A 20,725-nucleotide genomic window follows, 5' to 3' on the forward strand; every position below is an offset into this window, starting at 1 on the left:
GACACCCCCGACCCCGTTTTCGACGCTATCGCTCGGCCCGACCGCCCGGTTCGGATCGGCTATCCCGTTCGGCCCGACCGACCAGCCGCGTCCACGCGCCGACGGGCCAGTCCACGCCGTACTCCTCGGCGGCGACCCCGACCGTCGTCACCCGCGGCACGACGTCGACGTCGTCGGCGACCTGTCGACCGAGTATCCAGGCGTACGTGCCCACCTGAAGCCGGTAGCGACGGCGCTGATCGGGCGAGGGCGTCGTCAGCGACGCCTTCACGTCCTCGACGTGGTGGGTGCCGTCCGGAGAGACGACCAGCAGGTCCGCCTCGCCCTGCAGTTCGACGTCGACGCCGCGAACGCGTGCGAGCGCCTGCAGGGGCTCGTCCGTGTACACCGTCTCGGCGCGCTCGACACGCTCCCACAACGCGGAGTCGGCGAGGTCCGGCAGCACCCACTCGAGCAGGAACGTCCGTAGCCCCGCGAGTTCCGCGTCGGACGCGTCGGCGACCGCGCGATGCGTCGCGAGGACGTCGTCGACGGCCGCGACCGCCCCCGGCGACGGACTCGCGAGGGCCATGGCGGAGGCGTCCGCCCGCACGAGCGCGGTCACGAGTGCGTGAACGACGTCACCGACGGCGTCGGTGGTGACGGCCGCGAACGCGAGCGGGAGGTCGTCCGCGACCGTCTCCCCGTCGGTATGGGGTGACTCGCCGCGCAGCGCGGCGACGAGCGTTCCGGCCGGGTCGTCGAGGCGGGGCCCCAGCGTGCTGGGGCTCAGGAACCGGGGGATCCACGCGCGGTCGACGTCGTCCGTCGGAACCGGGCCGTCGAGTCGACGGAGCGGCGGGGTCAACGAAGTCGACGGGGTCGGTGAGGGGTGGGCCGTCGACGACTCGGGTGCGTCGACGGCGTCGACGACCGCGTCGAGCGGGACGTCGTTGACGACGACCCGTGTCGGGCAGTCCACGCCGTCCCCGTCCGGCAGCGAGACCTCGTGGTGTCCCCGAGCCGACACGACGTCCGCCCCGAGAACGTCGAACAGGGGCTGTGCCCAGTGGTCGCGTCCCGACAGCCGGTCGTCGTTTCGCGGAAGCGGAACGACGAGGTGGTCGCGGGCGCGGGTGATCGCGACGTGGAGGACCCGCCACGCCTCCGAGCGCTCGGCGGCGGCCGCCCCTCGTCGGACCGGCGGTCCGACGAGCCGAGCCTCGGCGTCCGCCGTCGTTTCCCCCTGCGTCACGGCAGTCGATCGCCAGTGTTCGGCCTGCCATCGAAGGCCGACGCTACCCGCACCGTCGCCGCCGGGGCCGGCATGGCGGTCGGCGTACGGGTCCGGCGTGAACAGCCCGCCGGCCACCCCGGGAACCGCCGGCGTGTCGCCGTCGACGGCCGACGCCGGCGGGGCGAGCGCGACCCGGTCGCCGTCGACCGCGAGCCGGCGCGTGTCGGTCGGGCGCGTCCCGAACGGTCGCGCGGTGTCCGCGAGGACGACCACGTCGTCCTGATCGCCTTTCATCCCGTGAACCGTCGAGAACACGACGTCGACGGCGTCCGGGTCGGCGAGGGGGCGCGTCGGGCCAGTGCTCGGATCCGCGAGGAACGGTTCGAGGAGGGCACACAGCTCCCGCGGCCCGTAGCGGTCACCGTCCTCCCAGTCCGCGATCAGCGCCACGAGCGCGTCCAACGTCGCGAGCCGCTGCCGGCGGCCCGTGTCGGGGTCGAGCCCGTACGGGTCGGCCTCGAGACGCAGCCGATCGATCACGTCCCGGACGACGACCGCGCCGGGATCCGCGGCGAGGTCGCGGGCGTCGGTGACGAGCCCGGCCAGCCCCGCGACGAGTTCGGCGTCCCCTCCGGTGAACGCGTCCGCCCCCGCGGCGTCGCGAACCGACCAGTCGAACGCGGCGAGCTCGTCGGGGAGGGTCGCCGTGGCGAGCGCGGAGTCGGTGACGAGCCGCTCGGTGCGTTCCGGGTCGGTGGGGTCGACGAGCCAGGAGACCACGTCGACGACGGCCTCGACGACCGGGGTCTCGAACAGGTGGGCGCTCGCGTTCGCGACGGTCAGCCCGCGCGCCTCGAACGCGGTCGCGTACGCGTCCATGTACCGACGGCGACTGAACAGGACGGTGATCCCGGGGCGCCCCCCGTCGTCGGCCGTCAGCCGGCCGCTCGCGAGCGCGCCGGCGACGTACCGGGCGACGACGGCGGCCTCGCGGCCGCCGCGTTCCGGGTCGACCCACCCGTCGCGTCCGGGCTCGCCCGTCGGCGAGAAGGCGGCGACGTGGATCGGCGGGGGCGACGCCGCGTCGGTGGGAACCTCACGGGCGGCGTGCAGCGAGGGAACCGGGGCGGGGACGTCGCCGAGCCCCCCGCGCTCGGGGTGATCGAGGGTCCGTGCGGCGACGGCGTTCGTGAACCGAACGATCCCGGGCCGCGAACGGTAGTTCCGGTCGGCCGTCCCGTCGACGTGTGGGGACCAGCGCCGGCCGAAGTAGTCGCCCGTCTCGATCGCTCGACCGAACAGCTCCGGAGTCGCGTCGCGCCACTGGTAGATACACTGCTGGAGGTCGCCCGCGAGCAGCACCCGCGTCGCGTCGTCGACGAGGTGTGCGAGCGCGTCGTGTTGGACCCGGCTGACGTCCTGTGCCTCGTCGATCACGACGCTCCCGATCCCGGCGTGATACCGGTCCCGAAGCCGCTCCCGTCGGGGACCTCGATACGCCGGCCGGTCGAAGTACCGGTCGACCCAGTGGGCACAGTCGAGGTGGGAGACGGCGCCGACCTCACGACACCGGTCGTCGTACGCCGGGACGTACCGCGCCACGAGCCGGCCGAGGTCGTCGACGGCGTCGAGCCACGCCGCGTGGAGCCGCCGGTCGGCCGCGGCGATGGCCTCGCGGTCCGCCTCGGAGAGGGCGTCCGCGGCTCGGAGCCGAGCGGCCGTCTCGGGGTCGCGGTACCGATCGACGGCCTCGATCACGTCGTCGAAGCCCGTCGGCTCATCGCCCCCGTAGTTGTCCGCGACGGCGGCAGCCAGCCGGTCGCCGAACGCGTCGGGGGCGATCCCGTGCCGGCGACAGAGGACGAGGGATCGCCGAAGGAGCCCGCCGACGTCCACGGGCGACCCGGTCGTTTCGTACGCCTCACGGATCCGCTCGATCGGGCCGCACGACCGGTCGTCCGCGAGGAGCCGGTCGAACGCGTCGCGATGGACGCGCTCGACGAGCGCCGCGTTCCCGACGGTCGGCATCGCGTCGAAGCCGACGGCGGTGGCGACGTCCGCGAACACCGACCGGAGGACGCCGTCGACGGTTCCGATGCGGGGCGCGGCGCGGACCGCGTCCTGCAGTCGATCGACGTCCGCCCGGTCGATCGAGTCCGGGGTCTCGCCGCGCTCGTACAGCGCGTCGAGCCACGCGGTCACGTCCGGGACGATGTCGGCGGCGTCCTCCCGCGAGAACGACGCCGAGACGACCCGTTCGTGTGCGAGGGGGTCGCCCGCGGCGGTCCGATCGAGCAGCTCCGCCGCGACCGCTTTCCCGGCGACGGTCGACTTCCCCGCACCGGGGACGCTGGCGAGGGTGACGAGCCCGCGCTCCGTCCCGAGATAGGCGTCGACGGCGGCCCGTTGGCCGTCGTCGAGCCGCGGCGGATCGCTCATTCGCGCTCCTCCCGATCGGCGTGAGGCGGCGGCGACGTGGTGGCATCTGGGGACGTGGATCCCTCGGGAGGCGACCCCGGCGCGTGCGTCGCGATCGACTCGGGGAGTGCGGTCGGGTCGGCGACGAGCGCCGCCCGCTCCGCGTCGGCGACGCGGTCGAGAACGGGATCGAGGTCGTCGAGGAACCGCGAGGGGCGCTGCTCGACGCCGTCGCCGTCCGCCGCGAACCGCGTCACGACGAGGAGCTCCGCGGCGGCGTCGACCACCCCGACGAACCGATCGTGCGCGCGGGCGTCCGTCCACGTCGAGTGGGGTCGCACCGGCGACGCTCCCGATCCCCGTCCTCCGTCGGACCGTCGAACGGTCGCTGCCCGCGCGATCGAGGGAACTGCCGACGTCGGGACGTGCGGCCACTCTTCGTCGACGAGCCCGATGGCGACGACGTACGGGACGTCGAGCGCCCAGGCGTCGTTCGCCTCGACCACGTCGACGGCGGCGGCCGTCGGCAGCTCCCGTCGGCCGGGGAGCGTTCGCGCGAGCGCCTCGAGGAGCTCGTGGGTCGGAGCCCAGCCACGGTCGATGCGGCCGGTCGCGAGGCGGTCGCCGTACCGCTTACGGACCGTCCGGAGGAGCTCGGCGGTCCGGTCGAACGCGCGAAGCGTCTCCGCGAGCTCGCTGACCGGCCGGCCGTCGGCGGCGTCCGGGAGGACGGCGTCGTCGTACGCTTCCATGGCCGGGATCAGCACGTCGAGAAACGCGCCGGGAGACGGCGCGGCCGGCGCGGCGTCGAGCCAGTTGAGGTACGCCATCCAGTGTCGCTTCGTCGTCCGGGAAGCCTCGGATCCCGCGATCAGCCGCTTCCACTCGGGGAGGGCGTGCCGCTGTCCGCGAAACCCTCGAGCGACGACGTCGACCGCGGCGCGATCGAGCGGGCCGCGGTCGGGGTTTCGCGGGGGGACCCAACCGAGCCGGAGCGGCTCCCGGAGATCGTCGACGTGGATCCCCGCATCGCGATCCCGGAGGGCCGCGATCGTCGTCTCGGCGAACCGGTACGGGACGCTCCGGACCAGCCGCAACGGCGACCACACGGCGAGAGTGAGCCCGTATCGTCCCGCGGCCCGTCGGAGCGCGTCCTCGTAGGAGTCGACGTCGACAGCGGTGACGAGCACGTCGCTCGGCGAGACGCCGCGGGAGACGAGCCCCGCGACCGTCGCTATCGCGGCTCGCGCCTCCGCCGCCCGGGTCCGGGAGACGAGTTCGACCGCGGGCGGAACCGTCGTTCGTTCGAGCGCTCCCCGGGGTTCACGGTCGCCTCGATCGCTGTCGTCGCCTCCGTCGTTGCCGTCGGTCCCGCCGGTGCCGTCGGCCGTCTCGCTGCCGTCGGTCTCGCCGGTGCCGTCGGCCGTCTCGCTGCCGTCGGTCTCGCCGGTGCCGTCGGCCGTCTCGCTGCCGTCGGTCCCGTCGCCGCCACCTCCATTCTCCACGCCCGCCTCGTCGCTCAGCGCCACCTGAACACCCCCTGTGTACCCGGACGCTCCGTGGGCGGCTCCGGATCGAGCCGGTCGCGGATCGCCGGCCCGCTCGCCGGCCGCAGGTGAACGTGCACGTCGACGTCGGTGCGGCCGCCGACGACGCGACAGCAGTCCTCGAGCGGGGCCGTCAGCATGCTCGTCCCGGCGATCGAGAGGCGCTCGATCGACGGATACGCGTCGCCCCAGACGGTCGGGTCCGCGGCGACCGCTCGCGTCGCCCGCGCCAGCAGGCTCGTCTCGGAGACGGCCCGGGCGGGGCGCTCGCCGCGACGCGTTCCCCGCCCGTCGCGCCGCTCCGCGTCGAGCTGCGTCCGGAGATCGGCGTGGAGCCGGGAGACGCCGGCCAGGAGGGCGAGCGTGTCCGTCACGGCCGGGTCGCGTGCAGCGTCAGTATCGCCCGCGTCTTCCTTCCACCCGGGGCCCGCGTCCTCGTCGACGAGGCGGCTCGCGAACCCGTACATCCGGTCCGGGTCGAAGCCGGTGACGAGTTCGAGCTCGCTTCGGGTCCGCTCCAGCGTCTCGACGTGGCTCTCCACGGGATCACCGATGACCGCCGCGAGGCGGCCGTACACCGCGTTCGCGTCGTCTGCGTCGTCCGCGTCGTCCGTGCCGTCCGTGCCGCCCGCGTCGTCCGCGTGCTCCCTGTCGTTGCCGTCGTCCACATCGTCCACGTCGCCAGATTCGGCGGCGTCGATCACCTCCCGAATCAGTGCGAGGCGGTCGACGCGGTCGAGCGGAGAGGCGGGGCGGCCGGCCGCTCCGACGAGGTCCTCAGCGAGCCCGCGGATCCGGCGGAACGTCAGGCTGCTCTTGGGTCGATCGGCCTCCCGGAGGCGCTCCTCGACGTTCCGCTGATGGAGGTCGACCGGCGTGACGACGAGGTGGGCCGGGTCGGCCGCGCGCGACGCGTCGTTCCAGATCGCTTCCGCGGACCCGACGTGAACGGAAAAGGGGAGCGAGCGCGTTCGTGGGGGGGACGTGTCCATCGTAGTGAACGGGGATCGTGACCGACGTTCCGAGCGTTCCGGGGGTTCCGGGTGTTCCGAGCGTTCCGGGGATTCCAAGTGTTTCGAGCGCTTCGGGCGTCACTCACCGGGTGAGTTCCTCGACGGCGCGGTCGCGTCGGTCCTCGCTCTCGCGGATGGCGGCGACGAACTCGTCGACGCGCGCGTTGATCCCCTCGCGGGCGTCCTGGGGACTGAACTCCTCGGACATCGTAAGCAGGCGCACGAACGCGCGGAGTTCCTCGTCGGTGATCCGCTCGAACTCGTCGGCCTCGATCTTCGCGATCACCTCGTCGACGTCGATCTGTCCGACCGGATCGACGTTGAACTCGACGGTGACCATCCGGTAGTCTGAGCCGGCGAGCCGCTGTTCGGACTTCGAGACGCCCTCCGAGAGCATGTCCTTGAACGGAGTGACGTAGCCCATCGTCCCGAGGTGGAGGAACGCGAGCATGTCGGTGATCCCCTGCGTGTACGCCTCGCGGTCCTCGTCGTCCGGGTCGAACACCGTCTTGCGGTCGCGGTCCTCGAGACACTCGTAGAGGATGCTGAAATCGAGGACCGCGTTGCGGACCCGGCGACGGATCCGGTTGCGCTTCTGCTTTTTGGAGTGTTCGGTGTAGTCGGTCTTCCGCCCGAGGAGGAAGTCGCGGTCCGAGGGGGTCAAGATCCCGCGGGGACGCTCGGCGTCGGCCGCCGTTTCGAGCGACGGGGGCACCTCGTCCTGTGACATACCCGAAACGCGGGGGCTCACGGGATTAATGTTTGTGGTCGGATCTCACGGTCGCCGCGCCGCGGGCCGTCATCGTCCCTGCCGATCACGGTCTCCGCGCCGCGGGCCGCCGTCGTTTCCACCGGTCACGGCCGTCGCTCGCCGATCGACGAGACGACGTCCGTCAGCACCTCGACCGCGACGTCGAGCGAGCACTCGTCGACGTCGAACGTCGGCGTGTGGTGTGAGGTCGAGTGGTCGGTCCCGATCACGAGGTACGAGGACCGACCCCCGTTCGCGTGGACGCGGTCCATCAGGAACGTCGCGTCCTCGCTCGCGCCGAGCGGGGCCGCCGGCACGACGGTGTCGATCGCGGGCACGTCCCGGGCGACGTCGGCGACGAGCCCCGCGAGCGTCGGGTCGCTGTCGACGCTGATCGACTCGCTGATCCGTCGGATCACCACGTCGCAGTCGTGGAGCTCGGCGGCGGCGTACAGCACCCGTTCGAGCTCCGCACGCGTGTACTCCATCAGCGCGGTCGTCCCGCCGCGGACCTCGCCGTCGAGCGTCACCTCCTCGGCGATGACGTTGCTCGCGCTCCCGCCCTCGACGCGGCCGAAGTTCACGCGGGTCATCCCGTCGCCGTGTCTGGCGATCCCGTACGCGTTCTGGACCGCCGTCGTCATCGCCTGCATCGCGTTCGTCCCGCCGCTGGGGTCCTTCCCCGCGTGCGCGCTCGCACCCTCGAACGTCGCGGTGATGTGGGCCATCGCGAGCGGCTCCGTCGCGCCCGCGACGACCGTCCCCGTCGGGTAGCCGAGCCCGAGGTGGAACGCGAGCAGGTAGTCGACGTCGTCGACGGACCCGCCCTCCGCGAGCGGCTTGCCGCCGCCGGCGACCTCCTCGGCCGGCTGGAAGAGGACCGTGAACGTCCCGGAGAAGTCGCTCGCCACGACGGCTTCGAGGACGCCGAGCGCGACGGCCGGGTGGGCGTCGTGGCCGCAGGCGTGCATGTACCCGTCCGTCTCCGACCGAAACCCCTCGTCCGCCGGGCGGTGGCCGGGCTCCGTCGACTCCGGGATCGAGACCGCGTCCATGTCGGCGCGGAGCGCGACCGACGGCCCGTCGCCCGCGTGGACCGTCGCGACCACGCCGGTGTGCCCGTCGGCGGTCGCGTCGAGGACGGCGGTCGGGACGCCGGCGTCGGCCGCCCGGTCGCGCCACTCGTGGATCGTCTCCGACGGTGGCACCGCCATCCGGTGTTCGGAGGCGAGCGCGTCGCGACCGACGATCAGCTCGTCGACCCCGATCCGCTCGAGCTCCGCGACGATCCGGGCCGTCGTGCGGAACTCACACCAGGCGGGCTCCGGGTGGCGGTGGAACGCCCGACGGAGCGCGGAGAGTCGGTTGCGGACGTCGTGGGACATCGGGTTGGCGGCGATATGACACGGCAGTATATAACGTCCCCCGTGGCGTCGGCCGTCGCCGCCAGCGCGTCGGGCAGCGTGACCTGCGTGCTGGGCGGAGTAACCTGCGTGCTGAGCGGGGTGATCGGCGTCACAGCGCGACGTGACCCGTCCGCCCGAGTCAGTACGCGATGAGCGCGACGGCGACGACCGCGGCCGCGATCCCGGCGACGTCGCTCGCGGCCAGCGAGTCGCCGAGGAAGGCGACCCCGAGCACGGCGGCGACGACGAAGTACATCGCGGTGACCGTCGTCGCGATGCCGGCCGCGCCGGCCTGTAACGCGCCGTAGTAGGCGACCGCGCCGATCCCCGAGGCGACCCCCGCGAGCGCGGCGAAGCCGATCGCGGTCGGGTCGTTGCCGAGGACGCTCGTCCCCCGGTAGAGGATGTAGAGGCTCGCCACGCCGATCCCGACGCTGTAGGAGACGACCATCGCCGCCTCGGGCGCCATCGACCGCGTCGCGATGTCGGCGAAGAACGCCCAGAACCCCCACGCGAGCGCGCCGACGAGCGCGAGGACGACGACGAGGTGGTTCATCGCCTACGCCCCGTCGCCGTCGGCCGGGAGCAGCCCCGCCTCGCGGAGCGCCGCGTCGAGGCTCCCGTCGCCGTGTTCGGCGTACGCGGCCGGGGTGTACGTCTTGATCTCCAGCGCGTGGACCGCCCGCGTCATGTGGTCGCCGACGGCGTCGTACACGCGCTGGTGCTGGTCGACGAGCGAGTCGCCGTCGAAGGCGGGCGAGACGACGACCGCCGCGAAGTGGGCGTCCTCGTCCTCGTCGTTGTGGATACGCGGGGCCGTCACGCGGGCGACGCTGTCCGGAATGCCGTCCTCGATGAGCGCCGCGACCTCGTCGGTGGTGATGGTCATACACGTCACACCGACCCGCGCGCCCAAAAACGGACCGCAACCGGTTTGTCCCGAGCCGACGCAGCGTCGACCGTGAGCGATCCGCCAAGCGACCCCTCGGTCGGCACCTCGAGCAACCCTTCGGTCGGCACCTCGAGCGACCTCTCGATCGACGCCGACGCGGCCCGCGACCGGCTCTGTGACACACATTCCGAGCGGGTCGCCGCGACGCTCGACTGCGCGGCGGCGGTCGCGGCCGGCTTCGAGACGACCGTCGGGGGCGACCCCGCGACGCGCGAGTCGCGCGCGGTGCGATCGGCGCTCCGGGCCGCACTCGACCGGGCCGGCCTCCTCGAGGCGTTCGCGGCGCTCCTGCCCGACCTCGTCGACGCCGCCGGCGGGACGATGGCGGCCCCGCCGGTGGCCGGTCCCCCGTACGTCACCGTCACGTCGACCGGACCGGTGCTCCGGGCCACGCTCGGCGGGACGCGGCTCGTCGTCCGGATCGAGGCGTTCGCGGTCGTCGACGGCGCGTTCGTCTGGCGGGACCCGTCGCCGTCGGTCGCCGTCCGGGCCGTCGTTCGCGGGTAGCCGTTACCCGGAACCGGGCCGCGGAGCGGGTGGTTTTCGATGCGGCCGGCGAGGGTCGGTCACTTATAAGCGTATTCGGGGGTTCGACGATCGCTTATAAGCGTCCGCCCATGGTCGTACGCTCGATTGACACGGACCGAACCGTCGACGCGCGATCAGGCGGACAGACTGTGGTCGCGGACGCCCAGCCACCGCACCTCACGCCTCCCCAACCTCGTCGCGGCCCCGTCGCCGGCACCGCTCGGCGACGGGGCCGCGACTCCCTCGCACGCGCTCGGGGGCTCCCGGCGGTCGCCCCCGGAAGCCGCGCGCGCCGACGTGGCATGGTTAGTCACGCCGGTTGGAGCTTATAAATCCGGTCGCGACGCTCCTGGATGGTTTATAAAACCGGTCGCGCTTTTCGCGACCACTTATAAAGTCCCGCGGGTGACGCGCCGTCCTTACTCGCCCCAGTCGGGGTTCGGCCGGGCGGGGGAGAACACGTCGAACCCCTCGACGGGGACGTCGCCGCGGTTGACCGCGCCGTGCGGCTCGTCGCCGGGGATGGCGAAGGTGTCGCCCGCGTGGACGGGGACGTCCTCGTCGTCGACGACGAACGTGAGCGTCCCCTGCGTCACCGTGCCGACCTGCTCGTGTGGGTGGTCGTGGACCGGCACTTCCGCGCCGGGCTCGATATAAAAGCGCTGGATGCTGGCGTTCTCGCCCGCCGCGCCCTGCGTCAGGTGCACGCCATCGACCGCCTCGACCGCCTCGACCTCGTCGTCGGGAACTACGTCCATGCATCCATCGCGTCGGGCGATGCCTTAAAAGTCGGGTCGCGGGACGGACAGCGGCGTCCGGGGAACGGGCGGCGATGTCACCGGGACGGACCGCTGGCTCACGGGAACGGGTGATACGTCCGGTCGAGGACGGGCTCGAACCCCATCGACTCCGGAACCGCCCGCGCGCGGTCGCCGAAGAACGGGTCCCCCGTGAACAGCGGCTGTGCGCGCGGCACGAGGACGCGGACCGCCTCGAAGCCGAGCGCCACCAGGTCCCGGGTGGTCGTTCGCGCGACGTACGCGTCGAGCCCGACCGCCCCGACCCGGTCGACGACGGCCGCGAGCTCGTCCGCCCCGTCGAGGGCCGGCTCACCGAGCCCCGCCAGCGGGACCGACGCGTCGGGGTCGAAGAACGCCCGCGTGGCCTCGGGGAAGTCGGCGTGTCGACCGATGGCGGCGCTCCCCTCCGCCGCGGTCTCGGGCCCCATCGACCGGAGCTCCGTCCAGTTCTGGAGCGCCTCCGCGAGCGCGCTCCGCGCGGCGGCCGCCGGGTCGAGGTCCGCGCCGGATCCCGCGGCGAACCGCGGCCACTCCCCGTCGCGGTGGACGCCGACCGCGACCACCGGGACGTCGACGTCGGTGGTCACGAGCAGCGGCGTCACCGACAGCGACTCCGCGCGCGCCCGCTTCGTCAGCTCGGTGAACCCCTCGTCGTCGACCTCGAGCCCGAGCGGCTCCGTCGTCGAGTACCAGCTCGTCATCGTCGCGTCGCGCTCGATCGCCTCGTACAGTCCCGAGAGCGCCGCGTCCGGCCCGGAAGACCCGAGCCCGAGCCCGGTCGTGATCGCCGGGCGATACCGCTTTTCCGGCGGCGGGAAGCGAACGAACTCCGCCGGCAGGGAGACCGGATCGCCGGTGGCGAGGTCCGCGCCCGTCGTCCACGGGAGCCGGTCGTCGGGGTCGTACGCCGCCATCCCGTCGGGCCGAACGAAGGCGTCGGGAGTGACCGGGTTCGGGACGTCTGCGGCCGTCGCCGTGGTGAACGACCGCTCGCGGTAGACGCCGGCGGCGTACCGCTCTAACCCCTCCCCGAGCGCCTTCATGAACGCGCCGTCCCAGCCCGCGTCGACGCCGCCGGCGAATTCGGCCGCGCGGACGTCGGAGAACGGCGTGGTGTCGGCGAGCGCGGCGACGTAGTACGGCACCGGAAACGACGACTGTTCGCCGACCTCTCGCAGCGGCCCGACCCGCCGATCGACCGCCCGCTCGGCGCGGCCGATCGCCTCCGACAGCGGGACGTCCTCGTGTGCCCGCGGGAGCGCGTCGCCCGGCTCGGGGCCGCAGCCACAGCCCGGCACCGGCAGCAGCGTCCGTTCCGGCCCGGGGACCTCGACGGCGGTGTCGGCGACGGGATCTCCGGCGAGCAGCCGGATCGTCCGGCGACCGGCGACCGCGCCCGCGTACCTGACCGCGGAGCGCGTCCCCCTGGGTTCGGGGGCGGCGTCCGGCTCCCCGCTCGTGACCCGGGCGCGGAGACAGTCGTAACAGGCGTCGTCGAAGACGGTCACGCCGGCGTCGACCTCGGGGAGCGGCACCCCGCCGAGCCCGCCGACCTCGACCGCGATCCAGCGGTCGAGCAGTTCGTCCGCCGTCGCGAAGGTCTCCGAGCCCGCCGTGTCGACCACGACGGCGAGGTCGAAGCCGTCCAACAGCCCACGCTCGACCCGCATGACGTTCACGTCGACGTCACCGAGCGCGGCCGCCACGGCGTCGACGGCGGGACCGTCGCCGACCAATCCGATGTCCATGCCCGCCCCACGACGGGTGGGGGAAAAAAGCCCGGGGAGACTCGCCGTCAGTTCAGCACGCGCGTGGCAGCCTCCGCGAGCGCCTCGGCGTCGAGGCCCAGCAGGTCCTCGTCGCCGATCTTCAGGCGGAGCCGCGGGCGGCCGACGTCGATGGGGACCTTCTCGGTGTCGATGACCCCCATGTCCTCCAGCCGGGTCTTCGTCCGGGAAAACGTCGCCTTCGAGGCGATCCCGACGTCCTCGCCCCACTTCGAGATGTCGTACAGCAGGACGTCGTTCTTCGCGGCGACGAGCAGCGCCACGGTCACCTCGTCGAGCCCCTCGCCGTCGCCGCGGGCGGCGTCCATCGACGCCAGCACGCGGTCGAAGTCCTCGCGGGCCGACTCGCCGATCTCGGCCTCCATCGTCTCCCTGACGACGCTGATCGGCGGGGTCCGGAGGTGGTACTCCTCGGCGTCGTCGAACGCCGTCCGGTACGCGTCGAACACTTCCGCGACGAACTCGTCGTCCTCGGAGGAGAGCGCGGCGACGTGGTCGCCCGAACTCACGAGCGCCAGCACGCGGGACTCGGAGACGAACAGCGCGTTGTCGGCGTTCTCGGGGAGGAGCCGGATCGAGAGCGCCCCGTCGGAGACGAGGTCGGCCGCCTTCGAGGCGACGAGGAAGTCGTCCATTACGTCCTTCAACACGCGCTCGTCGGCGAGCATCGACATCGACGGGAGGTCGTCCCGCGCGAGCGCCGCCTCGACGAGGGAAACGATCGTCCCCGCCGAGGGGTCGACGACGAGCAGCTCCCCGTCCGTTCCGGAGAACGCCGTTTCGAGGATCCCCTCGACGTCAGTCTCCAATAGATTCGATACCATTTGTCGTGTCTGTAAAGATCAGATATGTATTTAATATTAACGGGACATACACAGTGAACAACTCCGGTATGGGCCTCGAAACCCTCGAATTCGGCCGATCGTGTGTTTTGGCCGCACGACCGATTCGAGGGCCCCGAATCGGGCACGAACGTCGCCCGGATCCCCATCGTTCGTGGTCGGGAGAACCGAGTGTTGGAGCACTGGACAGGCCGTGTTAGAGCACTGGACGGCTCGTGTGGGGACGGCGGACGGACAGGCTTATTGTGCAGTCACGCACGCACACGCGTATGGACTACGACGAGGTTCGCGAGGTCGACCCGGAAGTCGCCGACGCCCTGACCGGCGAGCGGGACCGACAGGAGGAGACGCTCGCGATGATCGCCAGCGAGAACCACGTCAGCGAGGCCGTCCTGGAGGCCCAGGGCAGCGTCCTCACCAACAAGTACGCCGAGGGGTACCCCGGCGCACGCTACTACGCCGGCTGTGAGTACGCCGACGAGGTCGAGACGCTCGCCGTCGAGCGCGCGACGGAGCTGTGGGGCGCGGATCACGTCAACGTGCAGCCGCACTCCGGGACGCAGGCGAACCAGGCCGTCTACTACGCGATGTTGGACCCGGGCGACCGGATCCTCTCGCTCGATCTGAACCACGGCGGCCACCTGTCGCACGGTCACCCGGCCAACTTCACCGGGCAGATCTACGACGTCGAGCAGTACGAGGTCGACCCGGAGACGGGCCGGATCGACTACGAGGGGCTCCGCGAGATGGCCGAAGCGTTCGACCCCGACATCGTCGTCTCCGGCTACTCCGCGTACCCGCGCGCGGTCGACTGGGAGGAGATCCAGGCGGCCGCGGACGCGGCCGACGCGTACCACCTCGCCGACATCGCCCACATCACCGGGCTGGTCGCGGCCGGCGTTCACCCCTCGCCGGTCGGCGTCGCCGACTTCGTCACCGGCTCCACGCACAAGACGATCCGCGCCGGCCGCGGCGGGATCGTGATGTGTGACGCCGAGTACGCCGACGACATCGACAAGGCGGTGTTCCCCGGCGGGCAGGGCGGCCCCCTGATGCACAACATCGCCGGCAAGGCGGTCGGCTTCAAGGAGGCGCTCGAACCGGAGTTCGAGACGTACGCGCAGGCGGTCGTCGACAACGCGCGGACGCTCGGCGACACCCTCGCCGACCACGGGCTCGAGCTCGTCTCCGGCGGCACCGACACCCACCTCGTGTTGGTCGACCTCCGCGAGTCGCACCCGGACCTGACCGGCGGCGACGCCGAGGACGCGCTCGCGGCCGCCGGCGTCGTGCTCAACGCGAACACCGTCCCCGCCGAGACGCGGTCGCCGTTCAATCCCTCCGGCATCCGCGCGGGGACCGCGGGGCTCACCACCCGCGGCTTCGACGAGACCGCCATCGAGGAGGTCGGCGACCTCATCTACCGCGTCGTCGACGACGTCGACAGCGAGGACGTCATCTACGAGGTCGGCGAACGGGTCGTCGAGCTCTGCGAGGAGTTCCCGCTGTACGCCCGGTAGACGGCGGTCGGTTCGTTTTCGGTGTTGTACGCGCTCCGTTCGTGAACCGGTTCGCGGTCGGTGAGCCCGCGGCTCGTCCGGCGTCCGCGGACCGGTGACCCGGGCAACACCCTCGTCCGGCGTCAGCGAGCCGCCGACTCCTCCGGCGTCAGCGCCACTCCGGAGACCCCCTGGACCCCGAGCGCTTGATGCCGCCAGCCGTCGCCGACGTCGACACAGAGCGTCCCGACGGCCGTGACGACGACGGACGCCCCCGGCCCGTAGCCGAGCGCGGCCGGCTCCTCGGCGACGGGAAGGTCGCTCGTCCGCCACGCGTCGGGACCCCAGCCGGGAGCGGAGCCGCGCTCATCGCGCCCATCCGCCGGGTCGTGCGTCCGGAGGTCGCCCCCCGCGGCGGCCATCGCGTGGCCGTCGCCGTCGGCGGCGACCGCGTCGAACGACCCCGACAGCGCGTCCATCCACCCGTTCCCGAGCCAGTAGAGCCCGGTCGACGTCGCCGCCAGCGGGACGCCCGCGCCGGCGACGTCGCGGGCGTCGTCGAGACCGACGTGTTCGATCGCCGGATCGCCGGAACGATCGACGACGCGGAACACCCCGTCCGCCGCGGCGATCAGGGGCCCGTCGACGGCTCGCGGGTCGGGTACCCTCCCGATCGGCTCCGCGTCCAGGGTCGGACCGGTGGGGGTATCGTCCCCATCGGTGTCCCCGATGGTGGCGTCGTTTCCGTCGGTGTCGTCCCCGGCGGCATCGTTTCCGGCGTCGTCGTCCCCAGCAGTGTCGTTTCCGGCGTCGTCCCCGGCGACGTTCCCGTCGGAGCCGCGGGCCACGTCGGCCGAGGTCACCCGCACTCGAGCGATCGCGCCGTCCGCGCCCGCGACGAGGAACGCCCCGTCGTCGACGCCGACGGCGACGACCGGGCCGACGTCGGCCGGGACGAACGCGAGGTCGTCCCCTCCGGAACCACCGTCCTCGGCCGAGCCGTCGAGGGACGCGACGAGGAGGTCGTCCCCGGTCGCGACCGCGAGCGACGTGGGTGCGGCGTCGGTCGCCGGGAGGACCGCGACGTCGACGGCGGGGTCGCGGCTCACGAGCCCGAAGGAGCCGATCTTGTCGCCGGAGATCGCGACGCGGACGACCCCGATGTCGGCGGCGACGTACGCGTCCGTCCGTCCGGCGCGCCCGGCGTACACACGCTTCTCCTCGATCGAGACGTCGTCCTCGGCGGGTGCCATGCCTCCGCGTTGGCGCGCACGGTTCAAAAAGCGTCACGGGACGCGAGCGTGGGTGGGACGCCGACGCGATCGTCGTCTCCGGACCGACGCCGTCGGATCGACATCGCCGGATCGACGCCGCCGGAGGCGTCGAAGGGACAACACCGACGCCCCTTTGGCCGCCCCCGCCGAAGCCTCGGTCGTGCAATCGGTCGCCGCCGAACTCGTCGCGCTGTTCGCCGAGGTCCTCCCGCGGCTCGCCCGGATCACCCTCTTCATCACGGCGGGCGTGTTCCTCGCCAACGTCGCCGTCGCGTTCGGGCTGGTGCGGTACGTCGCGGGCGTCTCCGGCTGGCTCACGCGGCCGGCCAACCTCCCGGACGAGGTCGGCACCGCGATCCTGACGACCGCGGCGTCGACGACGGCCGGCTACGCGACGCTCGCGGAGTACCGCGAGTCCGGGTTCCTCGACGACCGCGCCACGCTCGTCGCCGTCGTCATCAACACGTTCTTCGGGTTCGTCCAGCACGTCTTCACCTACTACGCCCCCGTCCTGATCCCGATCCTCGGGTGGTCAACCGGGGTGCTGTACGTCTCCTTCCGGGCCGGGATCGCGCTGGCGATCACCCTCACGGGCGTCGTCCTCGGCGGGCTCCTGCTGTCCGATCGGAACGTGAACCGGAGGGCGCTCGCCGACGTGGCGGCCGAGCGACCGGCGGGTGACGATCGGTCGGCCCGTGAACGGGTGCGCGCCGCCGCGGGGAAGTCGTGGACGACGCTCCGCCGGATCGTCCCCCGGCTGGCGGCCGTCTACACGCTCGTCGTCGCCTTCGTCACCCGCTACGACGTCGAGTCGCTCACCGGGTTCGCCGAGCCGGTCACCGCGGCGCTCGGGCTCCCCGGGGCCGCCGTGCCGGTGATCGCCGTCTACACGCTCGATACGACCGCCGGCGCGGTCACCATCGCGCCCCTGCTCGACGACGTGTTCACCCCGCGGACCGCCGTCGCGACGCTGCTCGTCGGCGGGATCGTCTCCTTTGCGGTGTCGACGTTCAAGCGCTCGATCCCGTTCCAGTACGGGATCTGGGGCGCGGAGTTCGGCACGAAGGTGATCGTCGTCAACACGGCGCTGAAGGTCGTCTTCATCTCGCTGAGCGTCCTGCTCCTGCTGGTCCCGCTCCGGTGACCGCCGGCTCCACGTCGACAGCGACCGTTCTCGCCCCGAGTGCGGCGGCCCGGGTCGCTAGCGACGGTTCCGAGCGATAGCGACAGCTCCGAGCGATAGCGGCAGGCCGGGACGGTGAGGGTGCGGTTTTAATACGCTTCCCGGCCCCCCTCGCGGCATGACCGACATCGACCTCGAACGGATAGAGCGGGCGGCCGACGAGGAGCTCGACGACGCGGTCGCGTTCCTCAGGGAGATGATCCGGACCCCGAGCGTGAACCCCCCGGGCGACTACGACGGCATCCACGCGCTGGTCTCCGAGACGTTCGAGTCGTTCGGCTGGGACGCCGAGACGCTCGCCGCGCCGGCGGCCCTCCTCGAGGAGCTCGGCCTCGAGGGACCGCGTCCGAACGTCCTCGGCTACGTCACCCGCGGCGACGGCCCGACGATCGTGTTGAACGCCCACCTCGACACGGTCCCCGTCGACGAGTCGAAGTGGAGCTACGACCCGTTCGCGGCGACGCTCGATGAGGGTCGCGTGTGGGGCCGCGGGGCCCGGGACTCGAAGGGGCGGGTCGCCGCCTACACGCTCGCGGCGCGGGCGCTGGAGGCCGCCGACATGGTTCCGGCGGACGCGACGATCGTCCTCGCGATCACGGTCGACGAGGAGACGGGCGGTCACGCCGGGCCGGGATACGTCGTCGACAGCGGGGTGCTCGACGCCGACTACGCGATCGTCGAGGGGAACATCGATCGGGTCGACTACGCGGCCGCGGGGGTCGTCCACTTCGAGGTGACCGTCTCCGGTCGGTCCGCTCACGCCGGGACGAACCCTGAAAAGGGGGCGAACGCGGTCGTCGGCGCGTCGCGGATCGTCGGCGCGCTCGACGCGTACGCCGATCGGCTGAAAACCGAGCGGGTGAGCGACGTGCCGGGGATCGGCCATGCGACGTGTACCCCGGCCACGATCGAGGGCGGGCTCAAGACGAACGTCGTCCCGTCGTCGTGTTCGTTCACGGTCGACAGGCGCGTGCTGCCGGAGGAGGACCTCGACGACGCGGAGCGGGCGTTCCGGGACGTCGTCGCGGACGTCGACCTCCCGGACGGGACGAGCGCGGCGGTGGACGTGGTCCTCCGTGCCCGACCGTTCGAGTCCGACAGCGACGGTCCCCTCGTCAGGTCGCTCGCGCGCCACGCCGAGACGGTGACCGGCTCCGACGTCCTCGTCGGGGGCACCCGTGGATTCACCGACGCCCGGTTCTTCGGTCACGCCGGCATCGAGACGGCCAAGTACGGCCCCGGCGACGAGGAGTCGAACGTCCACGGCCCGGACGAGAACGTGAAGGTCGACCAGGTCCGCGACGCCGGCGCGGTCGTCGCCGCGACGCTCGCCGAGATCGGGTCGGATCGGTAGCCCGTCGACCGCCTCCGCGACGTCCGACACTGCCCGGACCGTCGCAACCCCCTCGTGTTCCCGAACGGTTAACCGCGTCCCCGTCGGGGGAGGACGCATGAGCGACGCCGCAGACACGGTCTTCGTGAACGGGGAGATCCACACGCTGACGGAACCCGACGAGACGTACGAGGCGGTCGCGGTCCGGGACGGGGGGATCGTCCGGCTCGGATCGACGTACGACGTCGAGTTCCTCGTCGGCGTCGACACCGACGTCGTCGACCTCGAGGGGCGCGTCGTGCTCCCGGGGTTCATCGACGCCCACACCCACCTCACGACCGTCGGGCGCTACCTCGTCCACGCCGACCTCTCCACCGCGGCGTCGCCCGCCGACGCCGTCGACCTCCTCGCGGAGCGGGCCGCGGAGTTGGACGCCGATGCGGAGCCGGACGGTGACGCCGACCCGGTCGCCGACTGGGTGCTCGGCTACGGCTACGACGAGTCGACGTGGGACGAGGACCGCTACCTGACGCGGGCGGACCTCGATCGCGTCCCGACCGACCGACCGGTCGCCGCGTTCCGCGAGGACATGCACGTCGCCGCCGCCGGCTCGGTCGTCCTCGATCGGTTCGCCGACGAGCTCGCGGCGGCCCCCGAGGGAACCGTCCCGACCGGGGACGACGGCGAGCCGACCGGGGTACTCCTCGAGGCCGCGATCGACCCGATCTACGAGGCGATCGAACCCGGAGTCGACGGGACGCGCGCGGTCGTCGAGGCCGCGCTCGACGACTGCGCTCGCAAGGGGATCACCGGCTTCCACGACATGGTCCGCGGTTCACACGCCCCGCGGGCGTACCGCGAGCTCGACGACGCCGACGAGCTCACCGCGCGGGTCCGGATCAACTACTGGAGCGACCACCTCGACGCGCTCAGGGAGGTCGGGCTCGGGACGAACGACGGCTCGGCGTTCGTCGAGACGGGCGCGATCAAGTCGTACACCGACGGGAGCTTCGGCGGGCGCACCGCGAAGCTCTCGGAACCGTACGCGGACGCGCCCGACGGGACGGGCCAGTGGGTGGTCGACCCCGCGGAGCTCCGGGCGGCCGTCGCCGAGGCGACCGATGCGGGCTACCAGTTCACGGCCCACGCGATCGGCGACGAGGCGGTCGACGCCGTGATCGACGCGTACACGACCGCGTCTGCGACCGATCCCGGCGCGGCGAGACACCGGATCGAACACGTCGAGCTCGCCGACGACGAGGCGATCGCACGTCTCGCGGAGACCGGGATCGTCGCCAGCCCGCAGCCCAACTTCCTCAAGTGGGCCGACGAAGGGGGGCTCTACGAGTCGCGGCTCGGCGACCGGACGGCGCGGACGAACCGCTACCGCGACATGCTCGACGCGGGGGTGACCCTCGCGTTCGGCTCCGACGGCATGCCGATGGACCCCTTGCTCGGCGTCCACCACGCGGTCAACGCGCCCGCCGATGCCCAGCGACTTTCGGTGACGGAGGCCCTGCGCGCGTACACGTACGGGGCCGCCTACGCGGGGTTCGACGAGGACCGTCTCGGCACGGTCGCGGTCGGGAAGCGAGCCGACCTCGTCGTCCTCGACGGGTCGCCGTGGGAGCGGCCGGACGCGATCCGCGACGTCGACGTCGCGATGACGCTCGTCGACGGCGACGTCGTGTACGACGGCAGGTGAGCGGGCCATCGGAACCGAGCCGATCGCCGATCCCACGGAGTCCCCGCCAGCCCCGTAACGTCCCGTCGGTCCTTGCGACCTCCTCGTGGTCCTCGTAGCGCCCCGTCGGCCTCGCGGCGTCGATAGCTCGGCTCCCGCAACTCCTGCACGAAAACAATACTTATTAATCATGTACTACCGAATCGACACCATGGCAGAGATTTCCGTCGAATACGCGACCGGGGAGCGACTGTGGTCCGAGGCGGAGACGGCCCGGCGGCTGATCGATGCGCACCTCGGCGACCGTCCCGACGTCGACCGGGTCCGGATCGCGCCGTCGTCGGAGTCCCTCTTCTGTGTCAGCGTCGCGGGCGATCGGATCTGGTGTACGGACCCCCACGAGCGGATCGACTCGATGGCGGCGGTGTCGGCCGCGCGGCGACGCCTCTCGGAGTCGTAGGCTCGTCGTACCGGTCGACAACCAGTCACCAC

The 20,725-nt window shown here is 72.3% G+C and carries 17 protein-coding genes; 6 read left to right on the top strand and 11 right to left on the bottom strand.

The window, feature by feature from the left end; genetic code table 11:
- Positions 1–25 precede the first annotated feature (25 nt).
- The 7 genes from GRS48_RS08485 to GRS48_RS08515 all read right to left on the bottom strand — a co-directional run bounded on the left by GRS48_RS08485 (position 26) and on the right by GRS48_RS08515 (position 9,240).
- On the bottom strand, positions 26–3,655 hold the full coding sequence (locus GRS48_RS08485) for a UvrD-helicase domain-containing protein (RefSeq protein ID WP_159485469.1): 3,630 nt from the start codon (positions 3,653–3,655) through the stop codon (positions 26–28).
- Positions 3,652–5,163, bottom strand: a complete 1,512-nt coding sequence (locus tag GRS48_RS08490) for a hypothetical protein (protein WP_159485471.1) — start codon at positions 5,161–5,163, stop codon at positions 3,652–3,654. The genes GRS48_RS08485 and GRS48_RS08490 overlap by 4 nt, the downstream gene beginning before the upstream one ends.
- Entirely contained in the window at positions 5,154–6,173 is a 1,020-nt protein-coding gene (locus GRS48_RS08495; protein ID WP_159485473.1) for a hypothetical protein, read from the bottom strand. Before GRS48_RS08495 ends, GRS48_RS08490 begins: the two co-directional genes overlap by 10 nt.
- A gap of 103 nt (positions 6,174–6,276) precedes the next feature.
- Positions 6,277–6,924 carry a hypothetical protein gene (locus GRS48_RS08500; protein WP_159485475.1) on the bottom strand — a complete coding sequence of 216 codons (648 nt, stop codon included), beginning with the start codon at positions 6,922–6,924 and terminating at the stop codon, positions 6,277–6,279.
- 125 nt (positions 6,925–7,049) lie between these two features.
- A complete protein-coding gene (locus GRS48_RS08505) occupies positions 7,050–8,330 on the bottom strand; it encodes an amidohydrolase (RefSeq protein ID WP_159485477.1) in 1,281 nt (426 codons plus the stop codon).
- Between the two features lie 160 nt (positions 8,331–8,490).
- Positions 8,491–8,907 (bottom strand): EamA family transporter, encoded by a 417-nt coding sequence (locus tag GRS48_RS08510; RefSeq protein ID WP_159485479.1) that lies wholly within the window; start codon positions 8,905–8,907, stop codon positions 8,491–8,493.
- 3 nt (positions 8,908–8,910) lie between these two features.
- Positions 8,911–9,240, bottom strand: coding sequence for a BolA family protein (locus GRS48_RS08515; RefSeq protein ID WP_159485481.1), 330 nt, complete (start codon positions 9,238–9,240; stop codon positions 8,911–8,913).
- Positions 9,241–9,312: 72 nt separating this feature from the next.
- Between GRS48_RS08515 and GRS48_RS15385 the strand changes: the two genes are divergently transcribed.
- Positions 9,313–9,810, top strand: a complete 498-nt coding sequence (locus GRS48_RS15385; protein ID WP_200840239.1) for a hypothetical protein — start codon at positions 9,313–9,315, stop codon at positions 9,808–9,810.
- A gap of 440 nt (positions 9,811–10,250) precedes the next feature.
- Here GRS48_RS15385 and GRS48_RS08525 read toward each other — a convergent pair whose 3' ends face one another.
- From GRS48_RS08525 to tbsP, 3 genes are all read right to left on the bottom strand, one after another.
- A complete protein-coding gene (locus GRS48_RS08525) occupies positions 10,251–10,589 on the bottom strand; it encodes a cupin domain-containing protein (protein WP_159485483.1) in 339 nt (112 codons plus the stop codon).
- Between the two features lie 98 nt (positions 10,590–10,687).
- Positions 10,688–12,379, bottom strand: coding sequence for a YcaO-like family protein (locus tag GRS48_RS08530; RefSeq protein ID WP_159485485.1), 1,692 nt, complete (start codon positions 12,377–12,379; stop codon positions 10,688–10,690).
- 47 nt (positions 12,380–12,426) lie between these two features.
- Positions 12,427–13,242 (bottom strand): transcriptional regulator TbsP, encoded by an 816-nt coding sequence (tbsP, locus tag GRS48_RS08535; protein ID WP_159485487.1) that lies wholly within the window; start codon positions 13,240–13,242, stop codon positions 12,427–12,429.
- 287 nt (positions 13,243–13,529) lie between these two features.
- Here tbsP and glyA point away from each other — a divergent pair, with 287 nt between their 5' ends.
- Positions 13,530–14,780, top strand: a complete 1,251-nt coding sequence (gene glyA / locus GRS48_RS08540; protein WP_159485489.1) for a serine hydroxymethyltransferase — start codon at positions 13,530–13,532, stop codon at positions 14,778–14,780.
- Positions 14,781–14,902: 122 nt separating this feature from the next.
- Here the strand turns inward: glyA and GRS48_RS08545 are convergent, their stop codons facing one another.
- Positions 14,903–16,012: a hypothetical protein gene (locus GRS48_RS08545; RefSeq protein ID WP_159485491.1), complete on the bottom strand. Its 1,110-nt coding sequence runs from the start codon at positions 16,010–16,012 to the stop codon at positions 14,903–14,905.
- A gap of 181 nt (positions 16,013–16,193) precedes the next feature.
- Here GRS48_RS08545 and GRS48_RS08550 point away from each other — a divergent pair, with 181 nt between their 5' ends.
- The 4 genes from GRS48_RS08550 to GRS48_RS08565 all read left to right on the top strand — a co-directional run bounded on the left by GRS48_RS08550 (position 16,194) and on the right by GRS48_RS08565 (position 20,693).
- The gene (locus GRS48_RS08550) at positions 16,194–17,177 is read left to right on the top strand and encodes a nucleoside recognition protein (protein WP_321168363.1); all 984 of its coding nucleotides are present in this window, start codon (positions 16,194–16,196) and stop codon (positions 17,175–17,177) included.
- A gap of 157 nt (positions 17,178–17,334) precedes the next feature.
- Positions 17,335–18,570: a M20 family metallopeptidase gene (locus GRS48_RS08555; protein WP_159485495.1), complete on the top strand. Its 1,236-nt coding sequence runs from the start codon at positions 17,335–17,337 to the stop codon at positions 18,568–18,570.
- A 97-nt stretch (positions 18,571–18,667) separates the two neighbouring features.
- Entirely contained in the window at positions 18,668–20,254 is a 1,587-nt protein-coding gene (locus GRS48_RS08560) for an amidohydrolase (RefSeq protein WP_159485497.1), read from the top strand.
- Between the two features lie 190 nt (positions 20,255–20,444).
- The gene (locus tag GRS48_RS08565; RefSeq protein WP_159485499.1) at positions 20,445–20,693 is read left to right on the top strand and encodes a hypothetical protein; all 249 of its coding nucleotides are present in this window, start codon (positions 20,445–20,447) and stop codon (positions 20,691–20,693) included.
- Positions 20,694–20,725: the final 32 nt, after the last annotated feature.

This window comes from Halorubrum sp. JWXQ-INN 858 (assembly GCF_009806985.1).
Taxonomy (GTDB): domain Archaea; phylum Halobacteriota; class Halobacteria; order Halobacteriales; family Haloferacaceae; genus Halorubrum.

Excerpts from the sequence above, each read along its gene's own strand:
- GRS48_RS08565 (WP_159485499.1), top strand. The coding sequence starts at position 20,445 with ATGGCAGAGATTTCCGTCGAATACGCGACCGGGGAGCGACTGTGGTCC.
- GRS48_RS08560 (WP_159485497.1), top strand. The coding sequence starts at position 18,668 with ATGAGCGACGCCGCAGACACGGTCTTCGTGAACGGGGAGATCCACACG.
- GRS48_RS08495 (WP_159485473.1), bottom strand. The coding sequence starts at position 6,173 with ATGGACACGTCCCCCCCACGAACGCGCTCGCTCCCCTTTTCCGTTCAC.
- GRS48_RS08530 (WP_159485485.1), bottom strand. The coding sequence starts at position 12,379 with ATGGACATCGGATTGGTCGGCGACGGTCCCGCCGTCGACGCCGTGGCG.
- GRS48_RS08555 (WP_159485495.1), top strand. The coding sequence starts at position 17,335 with ATGACCGACATCGACCTCGAACGGATAGAGCGGGCGGCCGACGAGGAG.
- GRS48_RS08545 (WP_159485491.1), bottom strand. The coding sequence starts at position 16,012 with ATGGCACCCGCCGAGGACGACGTCTCGATCGAGGAGAAGCGTGTGTAC.
- GRS48_RS08505 (WP_159485477.1), bottom strand. The coding sequence starts at position 8,330 with ATGTCCCACGACGTCCGCAACCGACTCTCCGCGCTCCGTCGGGCGTTC.
- tbsP (WP_159485487.1), bottom strand. The coding sequence starts at position 13,242 with ATGGTATCGAATCTATTGGAGACTGACGTCGAGGGGATCCTCGAAACG.
- glyA (WP_159485489.1), top strand. The coding sequence starts at position 13,530 with ATGGACTACGACGAGGTTCGCGAGGTCGACCCGGAAGTCGCCGACGCC.
- GRS48_RS08485 (WP_159485469.1), bottom strand. The coding sequence starts at position 3,655 with ATGAGCGATCCGCCGCGGCTCGACGACGGCCAACGGGCCGCCGTCGAC.
- GRS48_RS08510 (WP_159485479.1), bottom strand. The coding sequence starts at position 8,907 with ATGAACCACCTCGTCGTCGTCCTCGCGCTCGTCGGCGCGCTCGCGTGG.
- GRS48_RS08525 (WP_159485483.1), bottom strand. The coding sequence starts at position 10,589 with ATGGACGTAGTTCCCGACGACGAGGTCGAGGCGGTCGAGGCGGTCGAT.
- GRS48_RS08500 (WP_159485475.1), bottom strand. The coding sequence starts at position 6,924 with ATGTCACAGGACGAGGTGCCCCCGTCGCTCGAAACGGCGGCCGACGCC.
- GRS48_RS08515 (WP_159485481.1), bottom strand. The coding sequence starts at position 9,240 with ATGACCATCACCACCGACGAGGTCGCGGCGCTCATCGAGGACGGCATT.